Annotated in this window: 17 protein-coding genes; 8 read left to right on the top strand and 9 right to left on the bottom strand. The window is 57.4% G+C overall.

What is annotated here, in order from left to right:
• Positions 1-31: 31 nt before the first annotated feature.
• Positions 32-946, bottom strand: a complete 915-nt coding sequence (locus J3348_RS04650; RefSeq protein ID WP_207698427.1) for a DUF6017 domain-containing protein — start codon at positions 944-946, stop codon at positions 32-34.
• 419 nt (positions 947-1,365) lie between these two features.
• On the opposite strand from J3348_RS04650, the gene J3348_RS04645 reads away from it, so the two are divergent.
• Entirely contained in the window at positions 1,366-1,617 is a 252-nt protein-coding gene (locus tag J3348_RS04645; protein WP_005922694.1) for a DUF6061 family protein, read from the top strand.
• Positions 1,618-1,927: 310 nt separating this feature from the next.
• On the opposite strand, the gene J3348_RS04640 is transcribed toward J3348_RS04645, so the two are convergent.
• From J3348_RS04640 to J3348_RS04605, 8 genes are all read right to left on the bottom strand, one after another.
• Positions 1,928-2,866, bottom strand: coding sequence for a hypothetical protein (locus J3348_RS04640; protein ID WP_005922692.1), 939 nt, complete (start codon positions 2,864-2,866; stop codon positions 1,928-1,930).
• Entirely contained in the window at positions 2,863-4,428 is a 1,566-nt protein-coding gene (locus J3348_RS04635; protein WP_207698426.1) for a relaxase/mobilization nuclease domain-containing protein, read from the bottom strand. The genes J3348_RS04640 and J3348_RS04635 overlap by 4 nt, the downstream gene beginning before the upstream one ends.
• Positions 4,400-4,834, bottom strand: coding sequence for a plasmid mobilization relaxosome protein MobC (locus tag J3348_RS04630; protein ID WP_097779154.1), 435 nt, complete (start codon positions 4,832-4,834; stop codon positions 4,400-4,402). The genes J3348_RS04635 and J3348_RS04630 overlap by 29 nt, the downstream gene beginning before the upstream one ends.
• 1,174 nt (positions 4,835-6,008) lie before the next feature.
• Positions 6,009-7,412, bottom strand: a complete 1,404-nt coding sequence (locus tag J3348_RS04625; RefSeq protein ID WP_015565849.1) for a hypothetical protein — start codon at positions 7,410-7,412, stop codon at positions 6,009-6,011.
• Position 7,413: 1 nt separating this feature from the next.
• Positions 7,414-8,208 (bottom strand): hypothetical protein, encoded by a 795-nt coding sequence (locus J3348_RS04620; protein ID WP_015565850.1) that lies wholly within the window; start codon positions 8,206-8,208, stop codon positions 7,414-7,416.
• Positions 8,209-8,219: 11 nt separating this feature from the next.
• Positions 8,220-10,016, bottom strand: coding sequence for a heparinase II/III family protein (locus J3348_RS04615; RefSeq protein WP_207698425.1), 1,797 nt, complete (start codon positions 10,014-10,016; stop codon positions 8,220-8,222).
• 14 nt (positions 10,017-10,030) lie between these two features.
• Positions 10,031-11,293, bottom strand: a complete 1,263-nt coding sequence (locus tag J3348_RS04610; protein WP_015565852.1) for a response regulator — start codon at positions 11,291-11,293, stop codon at positions 10,031-10,033.
• On the bottom strand, positions 11,268-13,085 hold the full coding sequence (locus J3348_RS04605) for a sensor histidine kinase (protein WP_207698424.1): 1,818 nt from the start codon (positions 13,083-13,085) through the stop codon (positions 11,268-11,270). The genes J3348_RS04610 and J3348_RS04605 overlap by 26 nt, the downstream gene beginning before the upstream one ends.
• A 344-nt stretch (positions 13,086-13,429) precedes the next feature.
• On the opposite strand from J3348_RS04605, the gene J3348_RS04600 reads away from it, so the two are divergent.
• The 7 genes from J3348_RS04600 to J3348_RS04570 all read left to right on the top strand — a co-directional run bounded on the left by J3348_RS04600 (position 13,430) and on the right by J3348_RS04570 (position 24,563).
• The gene (locus tag J3348_RS04600; RefSeq protein ID WP_044959464.1) at positions 13,430-14,749 is read left to right on the top strand and encodes a sugar ABC transporter substrate-binding protein; all 1,320 of its coding nucleotides are present in this window, start codon (positions 13,430-13,432) and stop codon (positions 14,747-14,749) included.
• Positions 14,750-14,925: 176 nt separating this feature from the next.
• Positions 14,926-15,852, top strand: a complete 927-nt coding sequence (locus J3348_RS04595; protein ID WP_005943356.1) for a sugar ABC transporter permease — start codon at positions 14,926-14,928, stop codon at positions 15,850-15,852.
• Positions 15,853-15,868: 16 nt separating this feature from the next.
• Entirely contained in the window at positions 15,869-16,729 is an 861-nt protein-coding gene (locus J3348_RS04590) for a carbohydrate ABC transporter permease (RefSeq protein WP_015565856.1), read from the top strand.
• 73 nt (positions 16,730-16,802) lie between these two features.
• Positions 16,803-18,599 (top strand): beta-glucuronidase, encoded by a 1,797-nt coding sequence (gene uidA / locus J3348_RS04585; protein ID WP_207698423.1) that lies wholly within the window; start codon positions 16,803-16,805, stop codon positions 18,597-18,599.
• 5 nt (positions 18,600-18,604) lie between these two features.
• Positions 18,605-19,765 carry a glycoside hydrolase family 88 protein gene (locus tag J3348_RS04580; RefSeq protein ID WP_207698422.1) on the top strand — a complete coding sequence of 387 codons (1,161 nt, stop codon included), beginning with the start codon at positions 18,605-18,607 and terminating at the stop codon, positions 19,763-19,765.
• Positions 19,765-21,453: a DUF2264 domain-containing protein gene (locus J3348_RS04575; RefSeq protein WP_207698421.1), complete on the top strand. Its 1,689-nt coding sequence runs from the start codon at positions 19,765-19,767 to the stop codon at positions 21,451-21,453. Before J3348_RS04580 ends, J3348_RS04575 begins: the two co-directional genes overlap by 1 nt.
• 95 nt (positions 21,454-21,548) lie before the next feature.
• Positions 21,549-24,563, top strand: a complete 3,015-nt coding sequence (locus J3348_RS04570) for a glycoside hydrolase family 2 TIM barrel-domain containing protein (protein ID WP_207698420.1) — start codon at positions 21,549-21,551, stop codon at positions 24,561-24,563.
• Positions 24,564-24,782: the final 219 nt, after the last annotated feature.

Raw genomic sequence — 24,782 nt, 5'->3', positions numbered from 1 at the left:
AAGGGTTCTCATGGGTGGACGCTCCTTTCGGTCAGTTGTTGGGCGGGCGGCCCCAATCGGGCTGCGCCATATCGTGCGCCACAAGGGACGCATAGTAGCTGTTGATGGTGCTGGGCGCATTAAAAAGCATGGCCCGCAGGTATTGCTTGATGTTGCGGACTTTGGTGGTGTTATCTCGCAAGCAGTCCATGACGAACTCGATGTGATGGCTGTCCAGTTTCAGGAACTTGGCCTTGACCAACTCTGCCGGGTAATCGTCCCCGGCAACCCGGATGGACTTGCGGTTGGTGCAGACCGTTTCCAGCAGGATGTCCACGATCTCGTCCAGCTGTTCCCGGTCTATCCGGGGATTCTGGGTGAGGGTGTCATACTCGATGTTCTCCAAAATCAGATCCCGGTAGATTTGATAGGCCGCTTCCTTTCGGCTTCCTGTCCGTTCCGGCAGCGATGCCGCTGTCTCGTCCTCGTCCAAAGGCAAGGGGTTTGGGGAATGGATAGGAATGGAATCGGTATTTAATCCCTCTTTCTTTTGTTTTTCTGTAATTAGTTTATCTTTATTTAATTGCATTGGATTTTCCAACGTAGGGTTTTCCTGCGTGGGATTCTCCAACGTTGGATTTTCCAATGTAGGTGAAACCGATGCAGGAACGGGCTGCGGCAGCTCGAAAATCACATAGTCTGCACCACGCAGCCGCCCTTTCTCGTCCCGTTCTCTGGAACGCTGGATGTAGCCCGCCTGTTCCAGTTCCCGGATGGCCTGCCGTATCGCGTCGATGCTTTCCCGGTTGATACGGGCCAGCCCTTGCAGGGTGTAGTCCCAATCTTCCGGCAGGGAGAGCATTTGGGAGAGTAAGCCTTTGGCTTTCAGGGACAAGGCCCGGTTCCGCAGGTGATGGTTCGACATGACCGTATAGCCGCTGTTCTTTTCTACCCGAAATACTGCCATTTCACGGATACCTCCTTTCGTTGCAAACAAAAAAAGCAGCGTCCATTTGCTCCCGGTGATGGGAGAAGTGAACGCTGCGCGTACTTGATAATTTTTAGGTTGTGTGGTATATAAAAGGCAACTGTTTTTTCAATACAGCTACCCATCGGGGTGCGACACAAGCAAGTTGCTATCCGACGGCCTCAAAAACAAATTGTACTACGATGGTTTTCGAAAAATGCTGTATCACTACTCGCACCAAACCATGAAAATCCGAACCTTTTCTCGATAGGAGAAGGGCTCGGATTTTTTGTTTTCTTCGGAAACGAGAACAATGGCTCTTCCCTTACGGCTGTGTGTCCAAAACCTTATCAGAAGAAAGACCGTATCACGAAGGTCACAACAGTAAGAGTGCCGTAAGGCAGAAGGGACGCAAGATTATGAAGTACGATGCAAGAGCCTGTCAGTTTAACATGGGCACCGGCTGTGTGGAGCTGCTGCTCCGGGATGGGCGCAAAATTTCCATCAACTGCACCGGTGTCGAGGATGCACTGGATGTTACCATGGCGCAGAGGTCTGAACTGGACTACCTCATCTACAATGACCCGCTGGCGTATGCAGAGCTAATTTTGAACGGTGAGCCAGAGGAGTATCTGAGAAATGCGGCTGGAAGTCACGGATTAGAGGACTGAACGCAAAAACAGGGTGCGCCCTGCCGGACGCACCCTGCAAAAATCCACACACGATAAGTAAGGCAGGGAGTTCCCCGACGGGAACTTCCTGTTTTTCTTTGGTTGCGATATGAGCCTGTTCCGCCTGCCATGCAGCAAATTCCCGTTGACCTTCCTCGCTGTTCCAGCAGGCAAGGATCGCCGGATAGAATGCCCGTGCCAGTCGTTCGATGGCTTCATCGGGGTAAGGGGAAATATTTGTGGACTTTTTCTTTTTGTTCAAACGCACACTCCTTTGGATTTCTGTTGACAGCATACAATGTGCCTGTTGTTATGCTGTCTGCTCATCCTCTGCGAGCGCAGATTCCAGCGAAGCAAGGTACTCCTTGTGCTTGTGGATGATTTCGAGAATGACTTCTCGCTGTGCTGTGTCTGGCATAGTTCTCAGAAGATAGTCAAACTCTGTGCGGAAACGTGTTGTAACGTGTTCCAGTGCGACATAATCATGCCGCACTTCTTCCGGGTAAGCATCGCTGTCGTAAACCGATTCGATTTTCTGAAACGGCAATACAGGTGCCTTTCCCGGTTCCCGGATGATGCCATCGGCATCCGGTTTCGGTTCAACTTTCAGTTCCGGGTGCAGGATTTCCTGCAAGGTCTGTGCGCGGGCATCATAGTTGGCTCGTGCAAGGCGGTGCATATCAGCCTTGCTGACTTTTACCTGTTTGTTCAGAATCTTCTCCCGCATACCGGGAATCAGGGATTCAGCAATTTCAACACCTTTCATGTACTTCGATGCGCGAAGTACAGTTGCCTTGCTTACACCATTTTCCTCTGCGATTCGTTCGCAGGTTTTCATGGCTTCACCGGAGTTATCAGTTTGAGAACTCCGGTGAAATCGGCCATTTTCATCATGCGATTCTTTGCGGGCTTCGCCATGAGAGGATTTTTCCGCTTCATATTGCTTCCCGATGAGGAACAGCTTCTGCTCCGGGGTGAGGTTACGCCGCCCCAACTGATTCTTGCAGATCCATGCGAGGACTTCTTCTCTGCTTTCAAATCGGAGCGGCATGGTGGAAAAGCAAATCTCCGGGTGCTTCTGGAGGATGGCATAACGGTTGTGTCCGTCAACAAGGGTGTTGTTCCAAACGATCAAAGGAGAGAGAAGCTTGCCTTCCTTGAGGATATTTTCTTCAAGCTGCTTGTACTCATCGTCCGTCAGCGGTGGGATCTGATTCTGGAACTCCGGGTCGATTTTCAGATTGATCATACGCACACTCCTTCTCTCTCATGATGTTGCGTCTGCTTTTCCTCCCGGAAGAACAGGGCAACATTCTGTTTTGCATCTTTCAGCTTGAGCAGTTCAGACTTGGCTTCCCTGTACTGCTCATAGAACTGGGCCTTTTCAGAAGCAAGAGCGCAGTATTCCGCTTCCAGCTTGTTCGGACTGGACAGGCTGGTGATGTTGTTTGCCTTGAGATAGGCTGCTGCTGTCCGGTATGCTGTCAGCTCTGCACGATGCTGTTCTTCAAAGACTGCTGGGTGTTTGACAGTTTTCAGCTTCTGTGCAAGCGGTCGGTACTGCTTGTAGTCAGCAGCGTGGCTGCGCAGCTTCTGATTGTCTGCCATGCGGGTTTCGAGGTCTTTCACTACGGCCAGCGATTCATGGAACTTGGTGTCAAGCTCTGCGATTCTCTGGTTGAGTGCGTCCTCGTTGAGCAGACCTTTCTCCTGCAAAAGAATCAAGGTCTGCGCCATGGCTTTGAGGTTGTGCTTCTTCGCCCAACGCTCATAGCCGATGCCCTTGCCCTGCTTCAGCTTCGCCTGAATGTCCACCAGCTTCTTGATTCGGTCGGGTTCTTCCTCAAGATTGCTGTGGAGGATAATGGGCTGGCTCTTGGCATTTTCTTTCAAGGTGGCAAGCACGAGTTCTTTCTCAAACTTGTCACCGAGGCTGTGTGCCCGGATAAACTTCTTTCTTCCGGCTGGCAGGTAGCTGAGCCGCCCACGGCTTTCCTTGACCGTGATGCCGTACCGCTGCAAGAGCCTGTCCGAGAAATCTTCAAAGCTCACTGCATTGTCCAGCACATCCGAGATCTGTTTCCGCAAAGTCTCCTTTGCGGTTTCAAACTCCGTTTGTGTGGGCTGCTGTCCGGCGGCAAGCAGGGCTGCGTTTTCACGGTCGAGTTTCATCTGACCGCGCCGTTTCATCCAGTACTCGCGCTCACTCACACGCTTTTTCGAGCTGAGCAGGTCGATCTGGTACAGCTTGGCATCCTGACACATTTCCATGACCGCGACACGCAAGTGCCGCATGGTCTGGGCTGTGCTGGAATGCTTCATGCCCTCACGCCAGTCACGGGGCTTCTGCATATAGGGCTTGCGCTCCACTTCTTGTGTCCGGACGCTACCGATCACGATGTGGACATGGATATTTCCCGAATGGTTGTGTCCGTCCGGGTGGGTGCAGACGATAGCAGGATGGCCGGGAAAGTTCTCTTTACAGAAGTTCAGGCCGAGGGCCTGTGCCTTTTCCATCGTCAGTCCATTTTCGACTGCATCCCGTGGGTCGAAGCTGATGATATACTGGTGGCTCTTGATATCATCCGGGTTGTTGTTCTTGTCGTACTTCCGATTTGCCAGCAGACAGGCCGTTGCAAACGAGGCTTCGCCGCATTCAAGGGTATCCAGAATGTACGATTCCCGCAGCTTGGGTCTGCCCTGTTCGTCCAGAATCTTCTTGCCGGAAAATTCATCGTGCTGGTAAACCAGATAGGTTTCGGCAGCGGAGTAGTCCGAGTTTTTAGAGGCGATATGCTTCAGCGTTGCCATACAGTTCACCCAGAACTTTCTCGGCGTTGAGCCGGAAGGTGGTCAGGTCTGCAAGTTCGTCCAGAAGTTTCGCCCGGAGCTGTTCGGTGTCGGCTCCGCCGGAGTTGAAGTGTCGTGCGAGTTGGTTCAGGTTGCCGCCCACCCTGCTGCACTGGGCAAGCAGAGTAGAAACGGCAGCGAGGGTTTCTTCTCCGCCGCCGGCAACGACAACGGTGCGCTCGATCTTCGCATTGTGCAGCGCACGGCGGATGAGGGTGGACAGGGAGAGATGAAGGAGTTTTGCTGTGCATTGGAGTTCCATCTTTTCAGTTTCCGTCACACGGAACTTGATGATGTGCGTTTTGTTGTTCGGCGTGTCGTGGCGGTGGGTCGTGCTGGGATTCGCTTTGACATTCGTTTTGTTCATTGAACCTCCTGTCGTCTTGCTGGCTCCTCGGTGGAGCTATGTAAGCACGACACGCCGTTCTTTCGCACCGAAAGGTGCGAATATGAGCAGGGTTTGGGGCAGGCACGCCCCAACAAGATCACATCAAAACTCGCAAGAGTTGCAGATGTGAAGTCCCGGTGGAGCACAAGATTTTCAAGAATTGAAAATTTGTGGCCACGGGACGGTTCTTGCCCTCTACCGCTGCGCTCAAAATCGTTTCCGGGTAATTGTTTCCGAATTGTTAAGGCGCAAAAAATAAGTAGAGGTGGTGCTGCTCATGTAAGGGAGTCACCGTTTGCTCCGAACGAAGTTCCTGCCTCTGTTTGTGCAGCGGCGTTGTCCGGCTCGCTCACGGAAGGTGTGAGGTCATGGCACGGTATCACGTTCAGACGGCTTATGCAAGATTCAAGGTACAATATGAAGAAAGCTGAGCGCAGTGCGGACACTACGTTCTGCTTCTTTCAAGCGCAAGAATAACACTTTACAGTTGTACAGTCAACAACAAAAAACAAATTTTGGAAGATTGAACAACTACATAAGATTTTATTTGTGAAAAAGAAAAATACCGCCCATGCAGCGCAGCGATGGATTTTGTCGGGTGAATCGGCGGCAAAATGAATCGGGTGTGTTGCGGGGCGGTAAATTCTTCGTGGACTTTTCCTCACGGAAGTGGTGGGTCTCACGGTGATAACCAACCACTTTCTGTGGCTGTGTTCAAAATGAACACGACCACATCTTGTGGATGGTTTCAAACCAATCCACAAAATCAGTGAGATTTGTGACAGAGAATATCATGTTTCGCAAGGTGCGTCAAGATGATTTTGAAAAATTTATGACGGTAAAGCATAAGAAGTCTTACTATTTGGCTCAAATTGAAGTCTACTTGACTTTTTTATTGAAGAGATGTCCGTTTTATGCTGCTGCATCTGTAACAGCCTGACGATAAGCACTTGCAGCGTTGTTATTTTATTCAACTGGCTGGGGGATAGTCCTCTGCATCGGGCGAAGTATTCCTCAGTACGGTTTCCACCGCGCACAGAGCAATCTTGGCAAGATTCAGCGTGGTATGGGGATTCATGGCGGTATGCCTCCGTCTATTTTTCTGTGTATAGAATACCACATAAACAAAAAGAGAACGGACGGTCGTTTCTGTTTACGAATTGAGCGCCTGCCACAACGCATCTGAAGCATCAAACACTGCCACGCTGTACCCGGCAAAGCGGCTCTGGATATCAACAGTCTGGCTGCCATCGGCGGCAGTGTTGTAGCTGCCCAGTTCCAGCCCGGAAAGGGCGGGCTGGCTGCGCCACGGGATAAGCTTTGTCTGCCATTCCGCGCCCAGCTTTTCGCTCAGTGCCCCATAGGCCTGTTCGAAGCCCTCCGGGTCATCCAAGATCCAGATTTTGCTCTCGCCGTTGGCAAGGTCGGTGTTCATCTGGGTGGCACCGGCCATCTGACCGTTCATGTCGGTCAGGGCGGCATCGGCGCTCCATGTGTAGTTGTTCACCTGCACCACCACAGTCCCGTCGCCGTTGGCGTCCTCCGCATAGTCTGCCAGCGCAGTCTGCAGGCGCTGCACGGCCTCGTCCGGCAGGGCCTCCGCCGTGACTACCGCCACGGTGTAGTCCGGGTCTACGGTAGTCAGCAGGCCGTGCGCCACATACGCTACGCCCACAATGACCATTGCCGCCACCGCCACGATGCCCCAGTTGTAATACCACCAGTTGGCGCGGGAGCGCTTTTTCTGCTCCTGTGCGGTCAGGGGCTTATCCGGCGCTGCCGGGCGCGGGATGCTGCGCACCTCTACGCCGTATTCCTGCCGCAAAACCGGGAACAGGGTCTGCATCGCTGCCAGCCCCGGCAGCCAGAAGCCGAACAGCACCGCCCAGAACACGCTGACCGGGAACAGCAAGATCATGCCGCCGATGCCCGCCAGCATGAGAACGCCTGCCAGGACGCAGCGCGCCGGGGCGACAGCCAGCAGCCTGCCCGCCCGGCGCAGCAAGCTGTCCGGGGCGGGCAGTTGCAGCGGCAGAACGGCAGCGCAAAGCGTAGCCAGAACCGCCAGCACCAGAAAATCCAGCGCCAGAAAAACGAGAATGGCAAGCCCGGGGTAATACCCCTGCTGCGCGGCGGCTTCAAACACAAAGGCCGATACAAAGCACAGCAGCCCCAGCACCAGCGTGCCAATGCAGCCAAAGCCGCAGGCGGCTTTCCAATGGGCGGCTAGGGTCTGCTTTGCCCGGGGCAGCCACTGGGAGGGGTCGTTCTGCAAGCTGCGCAGAGCGCAGTCTGCCAGCAGCACCATGGCAGGGCCGGTCAGCAGACCGGTGACCGCACTGCACACCACCGTCAGCGGCAGGGAGAGCAGGGTCACGCCCAGCGAGACCCCCAGTGCGGCAGGCAGGCAGAGCACGCAGACCATCAGGTTCGTGCCCAGCAGCTGGCCGAGGTCGCGGCCGACCATCTGGCAAAAGCGTGCAAAGCCTTTTTTCTCCGGCTCGTTTGGGCCTACGCCGTGGCCGTCCCGCCCATAAAGGGCATTGTAGATGCTCATTTTACTTCACCTCGGTGCCAAAGGCTTCGATTTGGGTCAGCGCCGGGAAGGGGGAAGTCCCCTCGGCCTGAATCAGATCCTTCAGCACAAGGCTGCGCACCCGCTTGGGCTCAAAGGCCACGCTCTGGGGTTTGGCGCTTTTCACCAGCGGGATGTCCAGCTGGCTGCCATCAGAAAATTCCACCGTGGCCTTTACCCAGTAGTTGTCGTGTGGGAAATCTGCCCGCTCGGTGATGCGCAGCTCATCCAGCAGTACTTCCCGGCCAAAATCCAGCGTCAGGGCTGCGTTCGGGTCGCGGTTGATGCCCCAGCTCTGGTAGGGATACTCGCCGTGGGCGCTGTTCTCAAAAATGCCGTCGATGGCGTTGCGGGCGGCAAACACCGCCTCGCCGCGCGTTTCTACGTTGGCGCTGGCGTGGGGATAAAAACCGGTGTCGCCATGCTCGTCATAGCAGTTGAAGGCCAGATTCCGCCGGGCGGCAATCTCTTCCGGCAGTGCCAGCCGTGCCCGGATAACGTGACGGCTGCCCGCAAAGCTCTTGGGCGAGTAGGTGATGGCCTGCTCCCCGAAGGGAATGTGGAAGTTGATCTCCCGCTTGACCACATACACAAGGGCTTCGGGCATGGTGTCCTCGAACTGGATGACGCAGTACTGCCCGGGATGGTCGATCTCCAGCGCCACCCGGTCGCCGGGCTTGTAGCAGTTGGTGTAAACAAGGGATACGGCGGTGTCAGCGTCACAGGTCATCAGGGTGTGGCCGGCTTCGTCCAGAATTTTCAGCTTGATGGTTTCCATGGCAGTTCTCCTTAGTACAGTTCGAGCTTCAGCATTTTTTGGAAATGCAGGGTGATCTTATAGATCGTTTCCGGCCATGCGGTGCGCAGGCGCGGGTCGGTGATAGGCACCGCCGTAACAGCAGCCGTTGCGGCGTCCGGGTCAAAGCGGATGCCGCCCAGTGTGCCCACCGCAAAGCCGTCCGCAGTGGGGACGGGTTGCTTCTCGGTGAGCAGGGTCAGGTCTACTGTGCCGGGATAGTCTGTTTCGTCCCGCAGGGTGATGCCCTGTTCGCTGACAGATACGCTGCGGCGGTAGGTGGTAAGCCCCGGGATGGGCGGGTACGCGCCCGCCAGTTCGCCGGTGATGCTATTTTCCTCGGTGCACACCTCCCGGGCAGCGTATTCCGCGCCGGGCAGCTGCTGCACGCCGTCAAAGGTGGGCAGGTTGTGCCATGCGCTCTGCATCGTCCAGATCTCATACCGCTGAGGGCTGAAGGTCTTTTTGGTGTAGCTCTCCACTCCGATATCGATGAGAAACGGTCTTCCGTCCTTGTACACGGTAATGCTGCCGGTATCGTTGTGGTTGTGGCTGTCGCCGTTGGAGCCAAACTTTGCACCCAGCACCCAGCTGCCCTGCCGTGCGACATAAATGCCTACACTGGGGTACCATACTGCAGAACGATGCTGGGGAACTGCGGCGTATTCCATCAGTTCCTGCTCGGCAAAGGCGGTGGTCAGCCGGTACCACAGGTTGATGTGGGTGCTGCCGTCCGGGTTCTGCAAATGGTCGGGGTCGGCATCGGCGCGGAAATCTGCCGCCGCAAGGGCCTGCAAAGCATCGCTGCCTACGGCCTGTCCAAAGCGGTATTCCCGTGCACCGCAGCGCCCGGCCAGGGGGCTGCAATCGCCAAAGTTCAGATAGTAAGGTCCTTCCACATGGACATTGCAGATGTACTCCGCGATATTTTTGATCTTTGTTTCTCTGAATAGCGGGCGGAAGGCCTCCGGCGCAACGTTGGATAAAATTTCAAGACAGCCCCACAGGGTCAGTCCGGCGTGGCGATAATACTGCGCACCCTCGTTGCAGCAGCCGTCCGCGCCGTAGTCCTTCAAAAAGCAGTCGAGGCTGTAGGCTGCCTGCTTGACGGCAGCTTTTCGCTGCTGCTGGGTGGTGGGCAGCAGAAAAACGGTGAGCAGCACATTCTGAGTGCACCAGCTCGTCCAGTTACACATAGGCTCTTCGCCGTTGCCCATCCACCAGAAGTGGCTTGTAAAATAAGGCGTCAGGATGCGGGCGTCCAGCTCCCGCTCCATCCTCGCCGTGATGCCCGGCGCGGCAGTATCCAGCTCATCGGGCAGTAAGTACCGGGTCAGCGCCAGAAGCGCGCCGGTCTCGGCGGCAAATAAATCCACGATGGGGCGGGTGGTGTCCGGCAGGGGCAGCTGCGGGGTGTCCCGCACATAACTGTTGTGGGCGGGCAGCTGCCATGCACTTTCCTCGCAGATCGCCCATACGGTATCGGCAATTTCATCCAGAAAGCGCCCTTTGTGCTCCACACACTCGGCACTTACCAGCGCGCACAGCCGCGCCCGGCGGGAAAAGTAAGCCGTCTCCCATGGGGTGCGCCGCCCAGTGTGGGTGAAATCCAGCCAGAGCGAGAGCGGCAGGGGCGCAATGGGCGTTTGCAGCGCGGCTTCCCCCGCCTGCAAAAAGCGCTGCTTTGCCCGCAGGGGCAGCCCCTGCCATGCGGTGTGCTCTTTGACAGGGGGAAAGGGCCGGTAATCGGGAAGAAATTCCGGCAGATGAGCAAGCTGTTCCTGTATCATAAAAGCCTCCGATTTTAAATACTTTGCTGGTATTCCCGCGGGCTGAGCCCCGTGACCTTTTTGAATACCTTGGAAAAATAGAAAGCGCTCTCGTACCCCAGTTTCTCAGCGATCTCGTATACTTTCAAATCGCCCTGTTCCAGCATCTCTTTTGCCGCAGCGATGCGGGTCTCGGTGATGTACTCCACAAAGCCGCTGTCGCCGTATTTGCCGAACAGCTGGCTGAGGTAGTTGGGCGAAAAATTGAATACAGCCGCCACATCGGCCAGCGTCAGTTTTTCCGAAAGATGATTCTTAACATACTCCTGCACCTGTGCCACCACCTGCATCTTCCCGGCGGTGGCGTCGCCCTCGTTGACCTCCACGAACTGGATGGGCTGCTCCACCGTGAGCAGGGGCTGTAGGTGGGCGTTTTCCCGGCAGCGGCGCGCCAGCCCCAGCAGGGAGCCGGTGGGGCGTCCTACCGCCCAGAGCAGCCGTACCGTGAAATAGTTGTATAGAATTTGGCTGGCGCGTTCCAGCAGCGGGCGCAGTACCGTCCGGTATTTTTGGCACTGGGCATCGGTCAGGCAGAAAAGCACATTGCAGCGCATGGCATCCGCCCCGGTCACATAGCAGGGCAGGTAGTTTTGCAGGGTGGTCTCCAGCATCCGCCCGCAGGAAAAACTCAGCTTCAGCTGCTGGGCGGGGGTAAGGGCGGTGTTGGCGATGATCTCGCAGCTGGCTACAAGGTAGGCGTCGCTTGCAAGGTTCAGCTCCATGTGCTGCAAAGGCTGCTCCAATGCGGCTTCGTCCGGGAACAGCCCGGCGTACAACCGCACGAAAAAACGCTCCTGATAGCTGCGCACACTCTCGGCAAGATTTTCCTGTGCTGACAATTCGCCCAGCAAAGCACGCTCCTTTTTTACCTTTTCGGCGGCCTTGGCAAGGGCGGTTTGCAGGTTTTCGGGGGTCAGGTCCAGCTTGACCAGATAATCCACCACTCCGGCACCCATGGCCTGCTTGATGTAATCAAATTCTTCAAAGCTGGTCAGCATGATAAAGGCGGGCAGGGCGTTGCGCTCCCGGCAGGTGCGGGCAAGGGTAAGCCCGTCCATCACCGGCATTTTTACGTCGGCAATGACGATATCCGGCTTCTCCCGCTCAATGAGTTCCAGCGCCAGCTTTCCGTTGCGGGCGGTGCCGCAGACGGTATAGCCCAGCTTTTCCCATTCCAGCATCCCCTGCAGGCCGATGAGCACCAGCGGCTCATCATCCACCAGTAATATCCGCAGCATGGGTGTCTCCTTTCTGTTGATAGGGCAGCCGGATGGTGACCTCGGTGCCCACGTCCTCTTCACTTTCAATGGTCAGGCCGTAACCCTCGCCAAAGGAATACCGGATGCGGCGGTTCACGTTCCACAGGCCGACATGACGGAACTTTTCAGCCTTTTCGGCACCCTCGGCGGGCTCGTCCAGAAGGTGAGCTACCTGCTCCGGCGGCATGCCCACGCCGTCATCGGTAATGCGCAGCAATACGTCCCCGGTATCCGGGTCGGTGGAGATATCCAGCAGCACGCTGCCGTGGCCGCCCTTGGGTTCCAGCCCGTGGAAGATGGCGTTTTCCACCAGCGGCTGCAAGGTGAACCGGGGAATCATGCAGTCCCGGCAAAGGGTCTCGCTTTCAATGCGGGAGACCTCAATCTCCAGGTCGCCGCCGTAGCGGTACTGCTGGATGGTAAAGTAATCGTTGAGCAATGCCAGCTCCTCCTGCAAAGGCACCAGCTTCTGGGTGCCTTTGGAGATGCTTTTGGTCAGCCGTGCAAAGGCGGTGACCATCTCGGCAATGCCGGGCGCGTGCTGGATGGTAGCCATCCAGCGGATGCTGTTGAGGGTGTTGTAGATAAAGTGCGGGTTCACCTCGTTTTGCAGCATCCGGTATTCCAGCTCCTGCTTGCGACGTTCGTCCTCCACCCAGCGGGTCATCAGGCTGTCCACGTTTTCAGCCAGCTGGTTGATGCCCCGGCCGATGTCGCCCAGCTCGTTGTTCCACTCCACCGTGCGGTCGGGGGCAAAGTTGCCGCTGCCCACGGTCTCAATGCGCTTTTGCAGCGCCTCCACCGGGCGGGTGATGACCTGCTCCAGCCAATGCTGCATCAAAAAGCTCAGTCCCCAGATGATGGCAGTGCCAAGGGCGACCAGCCACAGGTACACGCCGTAGTGCAGCAAAAAGGTATTTGCGGGCAAAAGCTGTACCAGCGCCGCGCTGCGGCCGTTCAGCGTTACCTTGACTACATAATACTTCTGGCCGTCCAGCTGCACCTTGCCCTGCCATGCGGTCTGCTCTGTCACGCCGTTATTGCTGCCGGTGCGCAGGGTATAGTCCACCTCCCGCAGCGGGTTTTCAATCTCGGTCAGGCTGCCGTTTTCGATCTGCCACAGGCGGCTGCCCATCTCCCAGTACAACGCGCTGCCGTCGGTCAGGCTGTAACCTGCTGCCGGGTCGGTGATAATGGCAGTATCCAGCGCAAGGTAGGTGCTGCCCCGGTGCAAGGTGCCCTTGCCGCAGCGGACAGGCTGGCTGAGGGCGATGCAGCCCGGACTGCCGGGCAGCAGCGGGTCGGTAGTGAACTGCATCCCGTAACCCTTGGTGAGAAACTGCTTTATGCTGGTGCGGTTGAGCGCCGCCGAGGCGTTCAGCGGGCCGAACTGCAAATGCCGGTCGTTCTCATTGGTAACAAAAAAGCGGAGGATATGGCTGTACAGGGTGCTGGAATAGTATTTTTCCTGCATGGCTTCGTAGGCGGCAATGGTCTGGGTGCCGTTGATATTTTCCTGCGAGATGTACCGCCGCACGGTGCTGTCGATGGAAGCCCAGTTCAAAAGAGCATCGGCGCTGTCCAGACTGGTCTCGATGGAGGTAGCCACCAGCCGCAGGTTGAACTCTGCCGCCTGCAGGGAGTTGGCGCGCACATATTGGTTGGAGAGGGTGAACAGCGCCGCGCCCACAGCCAGCGAGGTAAGGATGGTAAAAAAGCGCATCCCCCACACGATCTGCCGCCGCAGCGGGAAACGATGGCTGCTCTTCATAGCGGAGCCTCCTTTCCGGTAATATTTTGCATTCTTTCCTTTATACAGTACTGATTCCGGCGCGGTTTGTCAACGACTTTTTTCATGGAAATTGTGTACTTTATACGCTTTTTTCTTGTGCCATGGATGTAAACTGTGCAAGAGAACAAGAAAGTGCAGACTCCAGTGTAAGAAAGTGCATCTTTTTTTAAAAGATACAGAAAAACTGCAACTCTTCCCGGAATTTTTCCATTCCGGTTTTTGCGTTTGTGCGGTATCCTAGTGTCAACAAAAGCGAGCGGCTCCCCGGCACGGGGGAGAACGCTGCACGAAATACACACACTGCCCTGAAGGAGGACACACTTATGAAAAAGATCTCTCGTCGTTCGTTCCTTACCGCTGCCGCAGCCTGCGGCGCTGCTGTTGCCCTGAGCGCCTGCGGCGGCTCTTCCGCAAGCTCCACCGCTGCTTCCTCCACTGCCGGCTCCACCGCTGCATCCGCAGCCGCAGGCCCTGTTACCCTGCAGTGGTCGGTGTGGGATAAGGAGTCCACCCCCTACTGGCAGGCCATGGCCGACGGCTACATGGCAAGCCACAAGGACGTGACCATCGAGATGGTGGATCTGGGCTCCAGCGATTACATGACCGTTCTGGCCACCCAGCTGGCTGGCAGCGCCGATCTGGATATCGTGACCATCAAGGATATCCCCGGCTACGCAAACCTGATCAATTTGGACTACCTCAAGCCCCTGAACGAGGTACTGACCCGCGACACTGGCGATTTCAACGGCACCATCGAGCAGCTGACCACCGACGACGGCAACTTCTACGCCGTGCCCTTCCGCAGCGACTTCTGGGTGCTGTACTACAACAAGGATCTGTTCGATAAGGCCGGTGTGGAGTATCCCTCCAATGACCTGACGATGGAAGATTACGATGCTCTGGCACGCAAGATGACCAGCGGCTCCGGCGACACCAAGGTCTATGGCTGCCACTACCACACCTGGCGCTCCGCCGCTTCTCTGTTCTCCATTCTGGACGGCAAGAACACCATCATCGACGGCAAATACGACTTCATGAAGCCCACCTACGATATGGTCATTGCCCAGCAGAAGGACGGCATCTGCATGGACTACGGCTACCTCAAGACCTCTTCTCTGCACTACTCCGCAGCCTTTGAGAACCAGCAGTGCGCAATGGTCAACATGGGCAGCTGGTTCATTTCCACGCTGGAAGCTTACATGAAGGATGCTGAGACCAAGTTCAACTGGGGCATCGTCAAGTATCCGCACCCCGCTGGTGCAGAGGCTGGTTCTACGCTGGGCACTGTGACCAGCCTGGCCATCAACGCCGATTCTCCCAAGGCAGAGGCCGCTGCCGACTTCATCAACTGGTGTGTCTCTGAAGAGGGCGCACAGGCCATTGCCAAGACCGGCACCTTCCCGGCCTGCGGCTCCGCTGCTACCGCCGAGATCATCAAGTCCACCGAAGGCTTCCCCGAGGACAGCAACTCTGTGGATGCACTGACCACCAGCAACGTTTATCTGGAGATGCCCTACACCCAGTACGCATCTGATATCGAGACCATTCTGAACGCCGAGCACGATGCCATTATGACCATGAGCGAGACCGTGGACGAGGGCATCCAGAACATGAACGATCAGGTTCCCGCAGTTCTCGGCTGATAAAGCGTTTTCCGCAATGGTTTGCGGTTCTCCTTCTTCATTGTTTTCAATCCCCATTCATTTTCCGATGACGAGCATCGGAAAAAAGCCCTGTCCGAGCGGGGCGGGTATGCACAGCGCCCGCCCCGCTCATTTTTTGGAAAAACTGTTATACTTCCGGGAAAGGAGGCTCTTTTATGGCGAGTGCTGCTGTCCAGAATAAAACTCCCCGTAAAGTGCTAAAAAAATCGACCCGCGATTCCCTGATCGCGTATTCCTTCATTGCGCCAAACTTCATTGGCTTCTGCGTGTTTACGCTGGTGCCCATGGTGTTTGCCATTGCGCTGGCTTTCTGCGCATGGGACGGCCGCCACGCCATCGAGTTTATCGGTCTGAAGAACTTTGTAAAACTCTTTACCACCGATAAAATTTTTCAGGCGGCGCTGAAAAATACCATCGTCTACGTCATTGGCACGGTGCCGCTGACGCTGGCCTGCTCGCTGGCCATGGCTGTGCTGCTGAACCAGAACGTGAAGCTGCGCAACTTCTTCCGCACCGTGGCGTTCTTCCCTTACGTTGCTTCGCTGGTGGCGGTGGCAGCGGTGTGGAACATGATCTTCAACCCCTCCATGGGCCCCATCAACATGATCCTGAACCAGTTCTTTGGCGTGGCGGTGGAAAACCTGCCCCGCTGGGCTGCCGGTAAGGACACCGCTATGATCACGGTCATCCTGTTCAGCGTGTGGAAGAACATGGGCTACTACATGGTCATCTATCTGGCAGGCCTGCAGGGCTGCAACCCGGACCTGAACGAAGCCGCCGAGCTGGACGGTGCAAACCGCTGGCAGCAGTTCTGGCACATCACCCTGCCGCAGCTGCGCCCCACCACCTTCTTTGTGGTCATTATGCTCACCATCTCCGGCTTCAAGGTCTACGACCAGATGTACATGATCACGCAGGGCGGCCCCGGCACTGCTACCATGACGCTGGTGTACTACATCTATAATGTGGCCTTCGTCAATACCCCGAAATACGGCTACGCAAGTGCAATTTCCATGGTGCTGTTCGTACTGGTGCTGATCGTTACCATCATCCAGTTCCGCGGCTCCAAGGGCGAGAACTGAGAAAGGAGGAAGAACCATGTCTGCTGCTATTATCAAGACCGAGGCCTCTCAGAAGCGCCGCAATTTCGTCTCCAAGTTCCTGATCTATTTCTTCCTCATCGTCATCACAGCTTGTATGCTGCTGCCCTTTTTGTGGATGCTGTCCTCCTCCTTTAAGCTGAATAAGGACGTGTTCGGCTTCCCTATCCAGTGGATCCCCAAAAATCCCCGCTGGCAGAACTATGTGGACATCTGGACCCAGATCCCGCTGCTGACCTTTGTGAAAAACACGGTCAAGATCACCGTGGTGGTCACCCTGTTGCAGCTGTTCACTTCCTCCTTTGCAGCCTACGCCTTTGCTAAGATGCAGTTCAAGGGCAAAAACGCGCTCTTCCTCGGCTACATTGCCACCATTGCAGTGCCTTGGCAGGCCTACATGGTGCCCCAGTTCATGATGATGAGCTCGTGGCATTTGAACAACACCCATCTGGCCATTATGTGCCTGCAGGCCTTCAGCGCCTTCGGCGTGTTCCTGATGAAGCAGTTCTACGAGGGCGTGCCCACCGAGCTGTGTGAGGCTGCCCGCATTGATGGCCTGAGCGAGTACGGCATCTGGTGGCACATCATGCTGCCCCTCAGCCTGCCCGCCCTGTCCACCCTGACCATCTTCACCTTCGTGAACACATGGAACGACTTCCTTGGCCCCCTGATCTACTTGACCAAGACCGAACTCAAGACCATCCAGATTGGTCTGCGTATGTTCATCACCCAGTATTCTGCAGAGTACGGCCTGATCATGGCGGCCTCTGTGGTGGCACTGATCCCGGTGCTGATCGTGTTCCTCTCCCTGCAAAAGTACTTTGTGCAGGGCGTGGCATCCACCGGCATCAAGGGCTAAACAAATCACCCGTAAGCGGGGCGTGGGCAGTACCCGCGCCCCGCATTTTTTGCAGAAATAGAGGGAATGCGTTATGTTATATCCTGAACAGAATGAAGCGCGCATGAAGCTGAGCCTTGACGGCACATGGGCGTTTGCGCTGGGCAGCTGCGTGGAAGACCAGTTCGATCCCGCAAAGCCCCTGCCGGATGCTCAGCCCATCGCCGTGCCCGCCAGCTACAACGACCAGAACGACCAGACCACCGCCCTGCGCCGCCACTACGGCTGGGCATGGTATCAGCGCAAGGTCACGCTGCCCACTTTCTGCGCTGGGCAGCGGGTGGTGCTGCGGTTCGGCTCGGTGACCCACACCGCAAAGGTCTGGCTGAACGGCAAGCTCATTGCACAGCACAAGGGCGGCTTTACCCCCTTTGAAGCAGACGTCACCGCCCTGCTGCGCCCCGGCGAAACGGCGCTGCTGACCGTAGCCTGCGACAACCGGGTGAACCACAGCACCCTGCCTGTGGGCAACGAGGACGGACAACTGGCCTTCTTTGGCTCGGACAACGCGGGCATCCCCAGCGTGGAAGCCGCCAAGCGCGCCGCCGCACCCCAGAACCGCCCGAATTTTGACTTTTTCAACTATGCGGGCATCCACCGCCCGGTGTGGCTCTATACCACCCCCAAAGAGTATATCGAGGATGTGACCGTGGTGCCCGCCGTGGACGGCACGGTGCAGTACGCGGTCAAAACCACCGGCAGCGCGCCTGTCCATGTCACGGTGCTGGACGCTGACGGCAACGCCGTTGCAAGCGCCGAAGGTGCAGAAGGCACGATCACCATCCCGGAGGTGCATCTCTGGGAGCCCAGACCCGGCACGCCCTACCTGTACACCCTGCACATCACCTGCGGGGCAGACGTCTACGACCAGACCTTTGGCGTGCGCAGCATTGAGGTGCGGGGCACACAGGTGCTTTTGAACGGAAAACCGCTCTATTTCAAGGGCTTTTGCAAGCACGAGGATTTTACCGCCCATGGACGGGGCTTTGACCCGGTACTGAACGTGAAGGACGTGAACCTGATCCACTGGGCAAATGCCAATGCCGTGCGCACCAGCCACTACCCCTACGCCGAGGAATTCTACGACCTGTGCGACCGGGAAGGCATTCTGGTCATGGACGAGACCCCGGCGGTGGGCATCGGCGGCGGGGCGGCGGTAAATCCTTACAAGGAATATCCCCTTGCGGAGCATCACCGGCAGGTGCTTGCCGAGATGATCCATCGGGACAAAAACCACCCCTGCGTGGTGCTGTGGAGCCTTGGCAACGAACCGGATTTGGAGCATTTCCCACAGGATGCCTACGATTACTGGAACCCGCTGTATGAGCTGGCGCATCAGCTGGACCCGCAGAACCGCCCCGTTACCCTCGTCTGCTGCCAGAACGACTATACGAAAGATATCACCACCCGCACCATGGATATCGTCTGCATCAACCGCTACTACGGCTGGTACAACCTTTCCGGCGACATGGACGCCGCCTGCTATGGCCTGAATCAGGAGTTGGATTTCTGGGCAGAGCAGCACAAGCCCGTGATGATGAGCGAGTACGGTGCAGACACTGTGGCAGGTCTGCACACCGCCGGAGCCGAGATGTTCAGTGAGGAGTTTCAGGTGGAGTTCTACCGCCGTCTGGATACAGAGTTTGACAAGCGCCCGTGGTTTGTGGGAGAATTTGTCTGGAACTTTGCAGACTACGACACCGTGCAGGGCCCCATGCGGGTGGACGGCAACAAAAAGGGTCTGTTCACCCGGGACCGCCGCCCCAAGCTGGGGATGCACTTTCTGCGCCAGCGCTGGCACGATATCCCAAACTTTGGATTTAAGGAGTAATCAAGATGAAAACCTACCAGAACCACGCTATGACCGACGCCGAAGCACGGCAGGCACTGGCCGATGCCTGCAGGCAGGTGGAGACCAATCTGCCCCTGTACACCTACCAGTGCCAGAACCATTCCAGTGTGAACGATATCTACCCCGGCTGCGCCAATAATCAGTGGACCTGCGGCTTCTGGCCGGGGGAGATCTGGCTGGCCTACGAAGCCACCGGGGAGGAAAAATTCAAGACCGCCGCCCTCATTCAAGTGGACAGCTTTGCGGACCGCATTGCCCGCAAGGTGGAGGTGGACCACCACGATATGGGCTTTTTGTACAGCCCCACCTGCGTGGCAGCGTGGAAGCTGGTGGGCAGCGAAAAGGGCAAAAACGCCGCCATTGCCGCCGCCGACCAGCTGCTGACCCGCTACCAGCCCAGCGGCCGCTTCTTACAGGCATGGGGCACCATGGACGACCCCGGCAACTACCGCTATATCATCGACTGTATGCTCAACGTGCCGCTGCTGTACTGGGCGGCGCAGGTGACCGGCAGTGACCACTACCGCGAGATCGCCGCCGCCCACACCGCCACCACGCTGGCAAACTCCTTCCGGCCGGACGGCAGCACCTACCACACCTTCTTTATGAACCCGGACGGCACCCCCAAGGGCGGCCGCACCTGTCAGGGCTATAAGGACGACAGCTTCTGGGCACGGGGACAGGCGTGGGGCGTGTACGGCAGCGCCATTGGCTACACCTACACCCACGATGAAAAGTTCCTCGAGGTGTTCCGCAAAGCGCTGGCGTTCTACCTTTCCCGCCTGCCGGAGGATCTGATCCCCTGCTGGGATATGCTCTTTGCCCCGGAAAGCGGCGAACCCCGGGATTCCTCCTCCGCTGCCATCGTGGCCTGCGGCCTGCTGGAAGCGGCAAAATATGTGGACGAAACAGAAGCCGCCCAGTGGCGCACGCTGGCACGGCAGATGCTGGCCAGTCTCACCGCAAACTACGCGGTAAAGCCCGGCACCCTCGGCTCCGGCCAGCTGCTGCACGGCACTTACAGCAAAAAGAGCCCCTACAATACCTGCACCCCGGAGGGTGTGGATGAATGCACGAGCTGGGGCGATTATTTCTACATGGAGGCGCTGACCCGCCTGACCAAAGACTGGGAGATGTATTGGTGATGAACTTGCAGACCAAAGCGGATTTTACCGCACTGATGCACAAATTTCTCGACCCGCTCAAGCCTTATTATTCCGCAGGCTGCGCCCGGCTGCATCTGGGCGAGACGGGCGTGACCTACAACCAAAATGCCATTGAGCTGGAAGCCTTCAGCCGCCCGCTGTGGGCGCTGGTGCCCTTCTGGGTAGGCGGCGGTTCCGACCCGGAATTTGAAAAAATCTACCGCAAGGGTCTTGCCGCCGGCACCGACCCGGAAAACCCCGAATACTGGGGCACCACCGGGGAGTACGACCAGTGTTATGTGGAGATGGCGGCTATTGCCTGCGGCATCCTCACCGCACCGGAAAAGCTGTGGACGCCGCTTTCTGACACCGAAAAACAGAACCTTGCCGCATGGCTGGGGCAGATCAACGCCCACACCATCCCGGATTGCAACTGGCAGTTTTTCCGCATCCTTGTAAACCTTGCCCTGAAAAGCGTGGGGATGCCTTACAGCCCGGAACTGCTGGAGGACGGTCTTTGCAAAATTGACAGCTATTACAGCGGCGACGGCTGGTCCACCGATGGCGCCTCCGTACAAAAGGATTACTACATCCCGTGGGCCATCCAGTATTATGGGCTGCTCTACTCTAAATTTGCCGCAGACATCGACCCCCGGCGTGCTGCCCTTTACCGCCAGCGCGCCCAGCTGTTCGCGCAGCAGTTCGTCTATTGGTTCGATGCCAACGGCGCAGCCCTGCCCTTTGGCCGCAGCCTGACCTACCGCTTTGCTCAGAACAGCTTCTGGGCGGCCTGCATCTGGGCAGGGCTGGAGCCGCTGCCCCTGCCGGTGATGAAAGGGCTCATCGTCCGCAACTTCAACTGGTGGCTGGGGCAGAAAATGTTCGACCGGGATGGCATCCTGACCATCGGCTACTGCTACCCGCAGATGTACATGGCTGAGCGGTACAACGCCCCCGGCAGCCCCTACTGGGGCATGAAGAGCTTTTTGCTGCTTGCTTTGCCGGACGACCACCCCTTCTGGTCAGCCGAAGCCGCGCCTATGCCCGCATTGGAGCGGCTCAAGCCCATGCCCTACGCCAATATGCTGGTGCAGCGCCGGGCGGGGCGGGTAACGGCCTATGCCGCCGGTGTCAACGAGGGCCACGGCCACGGACAGTTCCCGGAAAAGTACGCAAAATTTGCCTACGATACCCGCTTTGGCTTCTGCGCCTCCCGCAGCCGGGAGGTGCTCAATCAGGCCGCGCCGGACAGCATGCTGGCCTTTGTCATGGACGATAACGTGTTTGTGCGCAAGGTGAGCAAAACGTGGGAAATTGAAGCCGGGGCTGTGACCGCGCAGTGGTCGCCCTTCCCCGGCATTGAGGTCACCACCACCATCACCCCCACTGCCACCGGCCACCGCCGCCATCACGAGATTGACAGCAGTTTCGACTGCGAAGCCTACGACTGCGGTTTTGCCGTGCCCAATTTTGCACCGGGCTATGCCGAAAGTGTGGAAAATGACACCGCCGAAGCCCATTGCGACACCCTGCGCTGCACCGTGCGCGGCAGGGGAGAGGCAGTGGTCATCGGCTGCGACCCTAACACCAGCTTGTACTTCACCAACGTCCATCTGCCCGCCGTGAAGTACCACATCCCCAAGGGGCACACAGAACTGGACACCGAGGTCTTTGACGAAGCAGACTGATGCCGCTTCTTTCCAGAAAAACAGTCGTTTTGTGCGGCTGTTTTTCTTATATCCTGTGCTATAATAAAAGCAGAAAATGCTGCGAGGTGACATTTATGCCTTTGAATCATCCCATTCCCCCGGCGCTTCTGGCCGACCCGGAAATTTTCCAGCAGAACCGCCTGCCCTTCCACGCCCACTTTGCGGACCAGACAAGCCCCGAACTGCCGCTGACCATCAGCTTAGACGGCGAGTGGAACTTCCGCTATGCGGAAAACCTGACTGCACCCTTTACGGACTGGGACACTCTGACCGTGCCGGGCTTCATCCAGATGCAGAGCCTGCAAAAGCCCGGTCAGCCCTACGGCGCGCCCCATTACGTCAACACTCAGTACCCGTGGGACGGCCACGAAAAGCTGCGCCCCGGTCAGATTCCGCAGGATTATAACCCCATCGGGGAGTATCAGAGCAGCTTTACCCTGCCGGAAAACTGGGCCAGCTGCTATTTGCGCCTGAACGGTGCCGACAGCGCCGCCGCCGTCTGGTGCAATGACGTTTACATCGGCTACACCGAGGATACCTTTACCCCGGCGGAATTTGACATGACTGCTGCCGTCCACCCCGGCGAAAATACCCTGACGGTACAGGTGTACCGTTTCTCCTCCGGCAGCTGGTTGGAAGATCAGGATTTCTGGCGCATGAGCGGCTTATTCCGCTCCGTGGAACTGTTCACAAAACCGGAGCTTCACCTTGAGGACGTCTTTGTGAAACAGAGCTTTGCGGACGATTTTTCCAGCGCTGCCGTCACCTTTGAGTGCAAGGTCAGCGGCGCGGGAACGGTGTCGGTGGTGTTCAATGGGCAGGAGCAGTCCGCCGAGGTGGGCGAGCCCGCCGAATACGACAGCGGTGTGGTGTTCGGCAAGGGCGAGGCCGACCCGGACGTGGAAGAGGACGTGCAGGATGTTTCTTTCACCTTTGCGGTGACTGACCCCGCTCTGTGGAGCGCCGAGCAGCCGAACCTGTACGAGGCAGAAATTGCCCTGCTGAACGAGGGTGCTCTCGTGGAGCGCACTGGCATGAAAGTCGGTCTGCGCAAATTTGAACGGAAAGACCGCCAGATGCTTTTGAACGGCAAGCGTATCGTGTTCAAGGGCGTCAACCGCCATGAGTGGAGCTGCCGCACCGGCCGCACCGTCAGCCGGGAAGAGATGCTGTGGGATGTAAAGAACCTGAAAGCCCATAACGTCAACGCCGTGCGCACCAGCCACTACCCGGATGACCCGTATTTCTTGCAGCTCTGCGATGAATACGGCCTGTATGTCATCGGGGAGACCAATCTGGAGACCCACGGCACATGGCAGAAGCTGGGTGCGGACGGCTCGGACGAGTGGACGCTGCCCGGTGCCCGCCCGGAGTGGCGGGAAAATGTGCTTGCCCGCGCCGAAGCCATGCTGGAACGGGACAAAAACCACCCGGCCATCCTCATTTGGTCTTGCGGCAACGAGAGCCACGGCGGCAAGACCCTGTGGGAGATGAGCGAGTATTTCCGCAACACCGACCCCAGCCGCCTTGTGCACTACGAGGGCATTTTCTGGAACCGGGAGTACCCCGCCACCTCCGATATGGAAAGCCAGATGTACACCCCGGTGGCAGACATCAAAAAGTTTCTGGCAGAGCACCCGGAAAAGCCCTTTATCATGTGCGAGTACAGCCACGCCATGGGTAACAGCTGCGGCGGCATCACCGACTACACCGAGTATGCCTACGAAGAGCCCCTGTATCAGGGCGGGTTTATCTGGGAGTACATGGACCACGGCATTGCAGTGACAAGCCCGGACGGCAAGCCCGGCTTTGCCTATGGCGGCGACTTCGGCGACCGCCCCACCGACCGGGAATTCTGCGTGGACGGCCTTGTGCTGCCCGACCGCCGTAACACCCCCAAAATGGACGCCGTCAAGGCGGCCTACGCACCGCTGAAGATCACCCTGACCGACACGGAAGCCGTGATTGAAAACCGGAATCTCTTTACCGACCTGAACGCCTACGACCTTGTGTTTGCGTCCTCGGTCAACGGCAAGCCGGAGCGCCGGGCGGTGCTGCGGGCAGACTGCAAGCCGGGCGGGACGGAGCACATCCCGTTTCCCTTTGCCTTACCGGAGGCTGGGCTTGCCTGCATGACCGTTACCGCCATCCAGCGGGCTGCACTGCCCGGCATCCCGGCGGGCTATGAAGCCGCTTTGGGGCAGGTATGGCACAACTACGCCGTCGCCCGGCTGACCCTGCCCGCCCCGCAGCTGGTGGAGATGGACTGCAACGTCGGCGTAAAGGGCGAGGGCTTCGAGTACATCTTTGGCCGAGGCAAGGGGCTGGTGTCCATCCGCTATAACGGCGTGCAGCTGCTGGACGATACCGTGCGCCCCAATTTCTGGCGTGCGCCCACCAACAACGACGAGGGCTGTGCAGAGCCGTTTACATTTGCCTTCTGGAAAACCGCCGGTCTCTACGCCCGCTGCGATAACCTGACCGCTGAAACAAAGGGCGATTTCGTCATCGCCCGCGCAAACTACACCCTGCCAGATGGGCAGACGCTGCCCATTGATTTTGCCATTGACGGCGCAGGCCGCTGTGATATCACCATGACATGGCAGGGCACGCGCACTGAGCTGCCGGAGTTCGGTCTGCTCTTCCCGCTGCGTCGGGAGCTGACGGAAGTCTCCTATCTGGGTCTTGGCCCCCGGGAGACCACCGCCGACCGCACTGCAGGCGGCAAGATGGGTGCGTGGAACTACAACGTCCGGCAGGATTTTGCCCAGAACACCCCGGTCTACCCGCAGGAGTGCGGCAGCCGCACCGGCGTGTACAGTGCAACTGTCACCGGCAGCGGATTGAATATAGGCATCGGCTTTGCAGGGGACGGCATGACCTTCTCGGCGCTGCCCTACACGCCCCATGAACTGGAAAACGCCCGCCACCTTTACGAGCTGCCCCGGGACGACAATAAGACGGTCGTCCGCTGCGCTGCTTTCCAGCGCGGCGTGGGCGGCGACAACAGCTGGGGCGCAAAGCCCCATGCAGACGCCTGCTTTGCGGTGGAGAAGGGAACCTCGTTCCGTTTTACGATTCAAAAATAAAAATTTACTTGGCTAAAGTGGTGGGTATCATCGTGATACCCACCACTTTGGTCTTATTGCGAAACCGTAACAAGACAAAAATCAGCGCAATATTCAAATAGTATATTTGCGATATGCAATCCAACGTTGTAGCTGCTGCATTAAAAAGTTGAATTTTTATGGTTTATGGAGAAATAAGGAATTGTGTCAAAATGACACAATTGCTCCGGGCACCTTCAT

Origin of the sequence: Faecalibacterium sp. Marseille-Q4896 (assembly GCF_017377615.1) — a bacterium.
Classification (GTDB): domain Bacteria; phylum Bacillota; class Clostridia; order Oscillospirales; family Ruminococcaceae; genus Faecalibacterium; species Faecalibacterium taiwanense.
The sequence above is the reverse complement of the archived record's forward strand: the minus strand, read 5'-3'. Positions and strand labels throughout refer to the sequence as shown.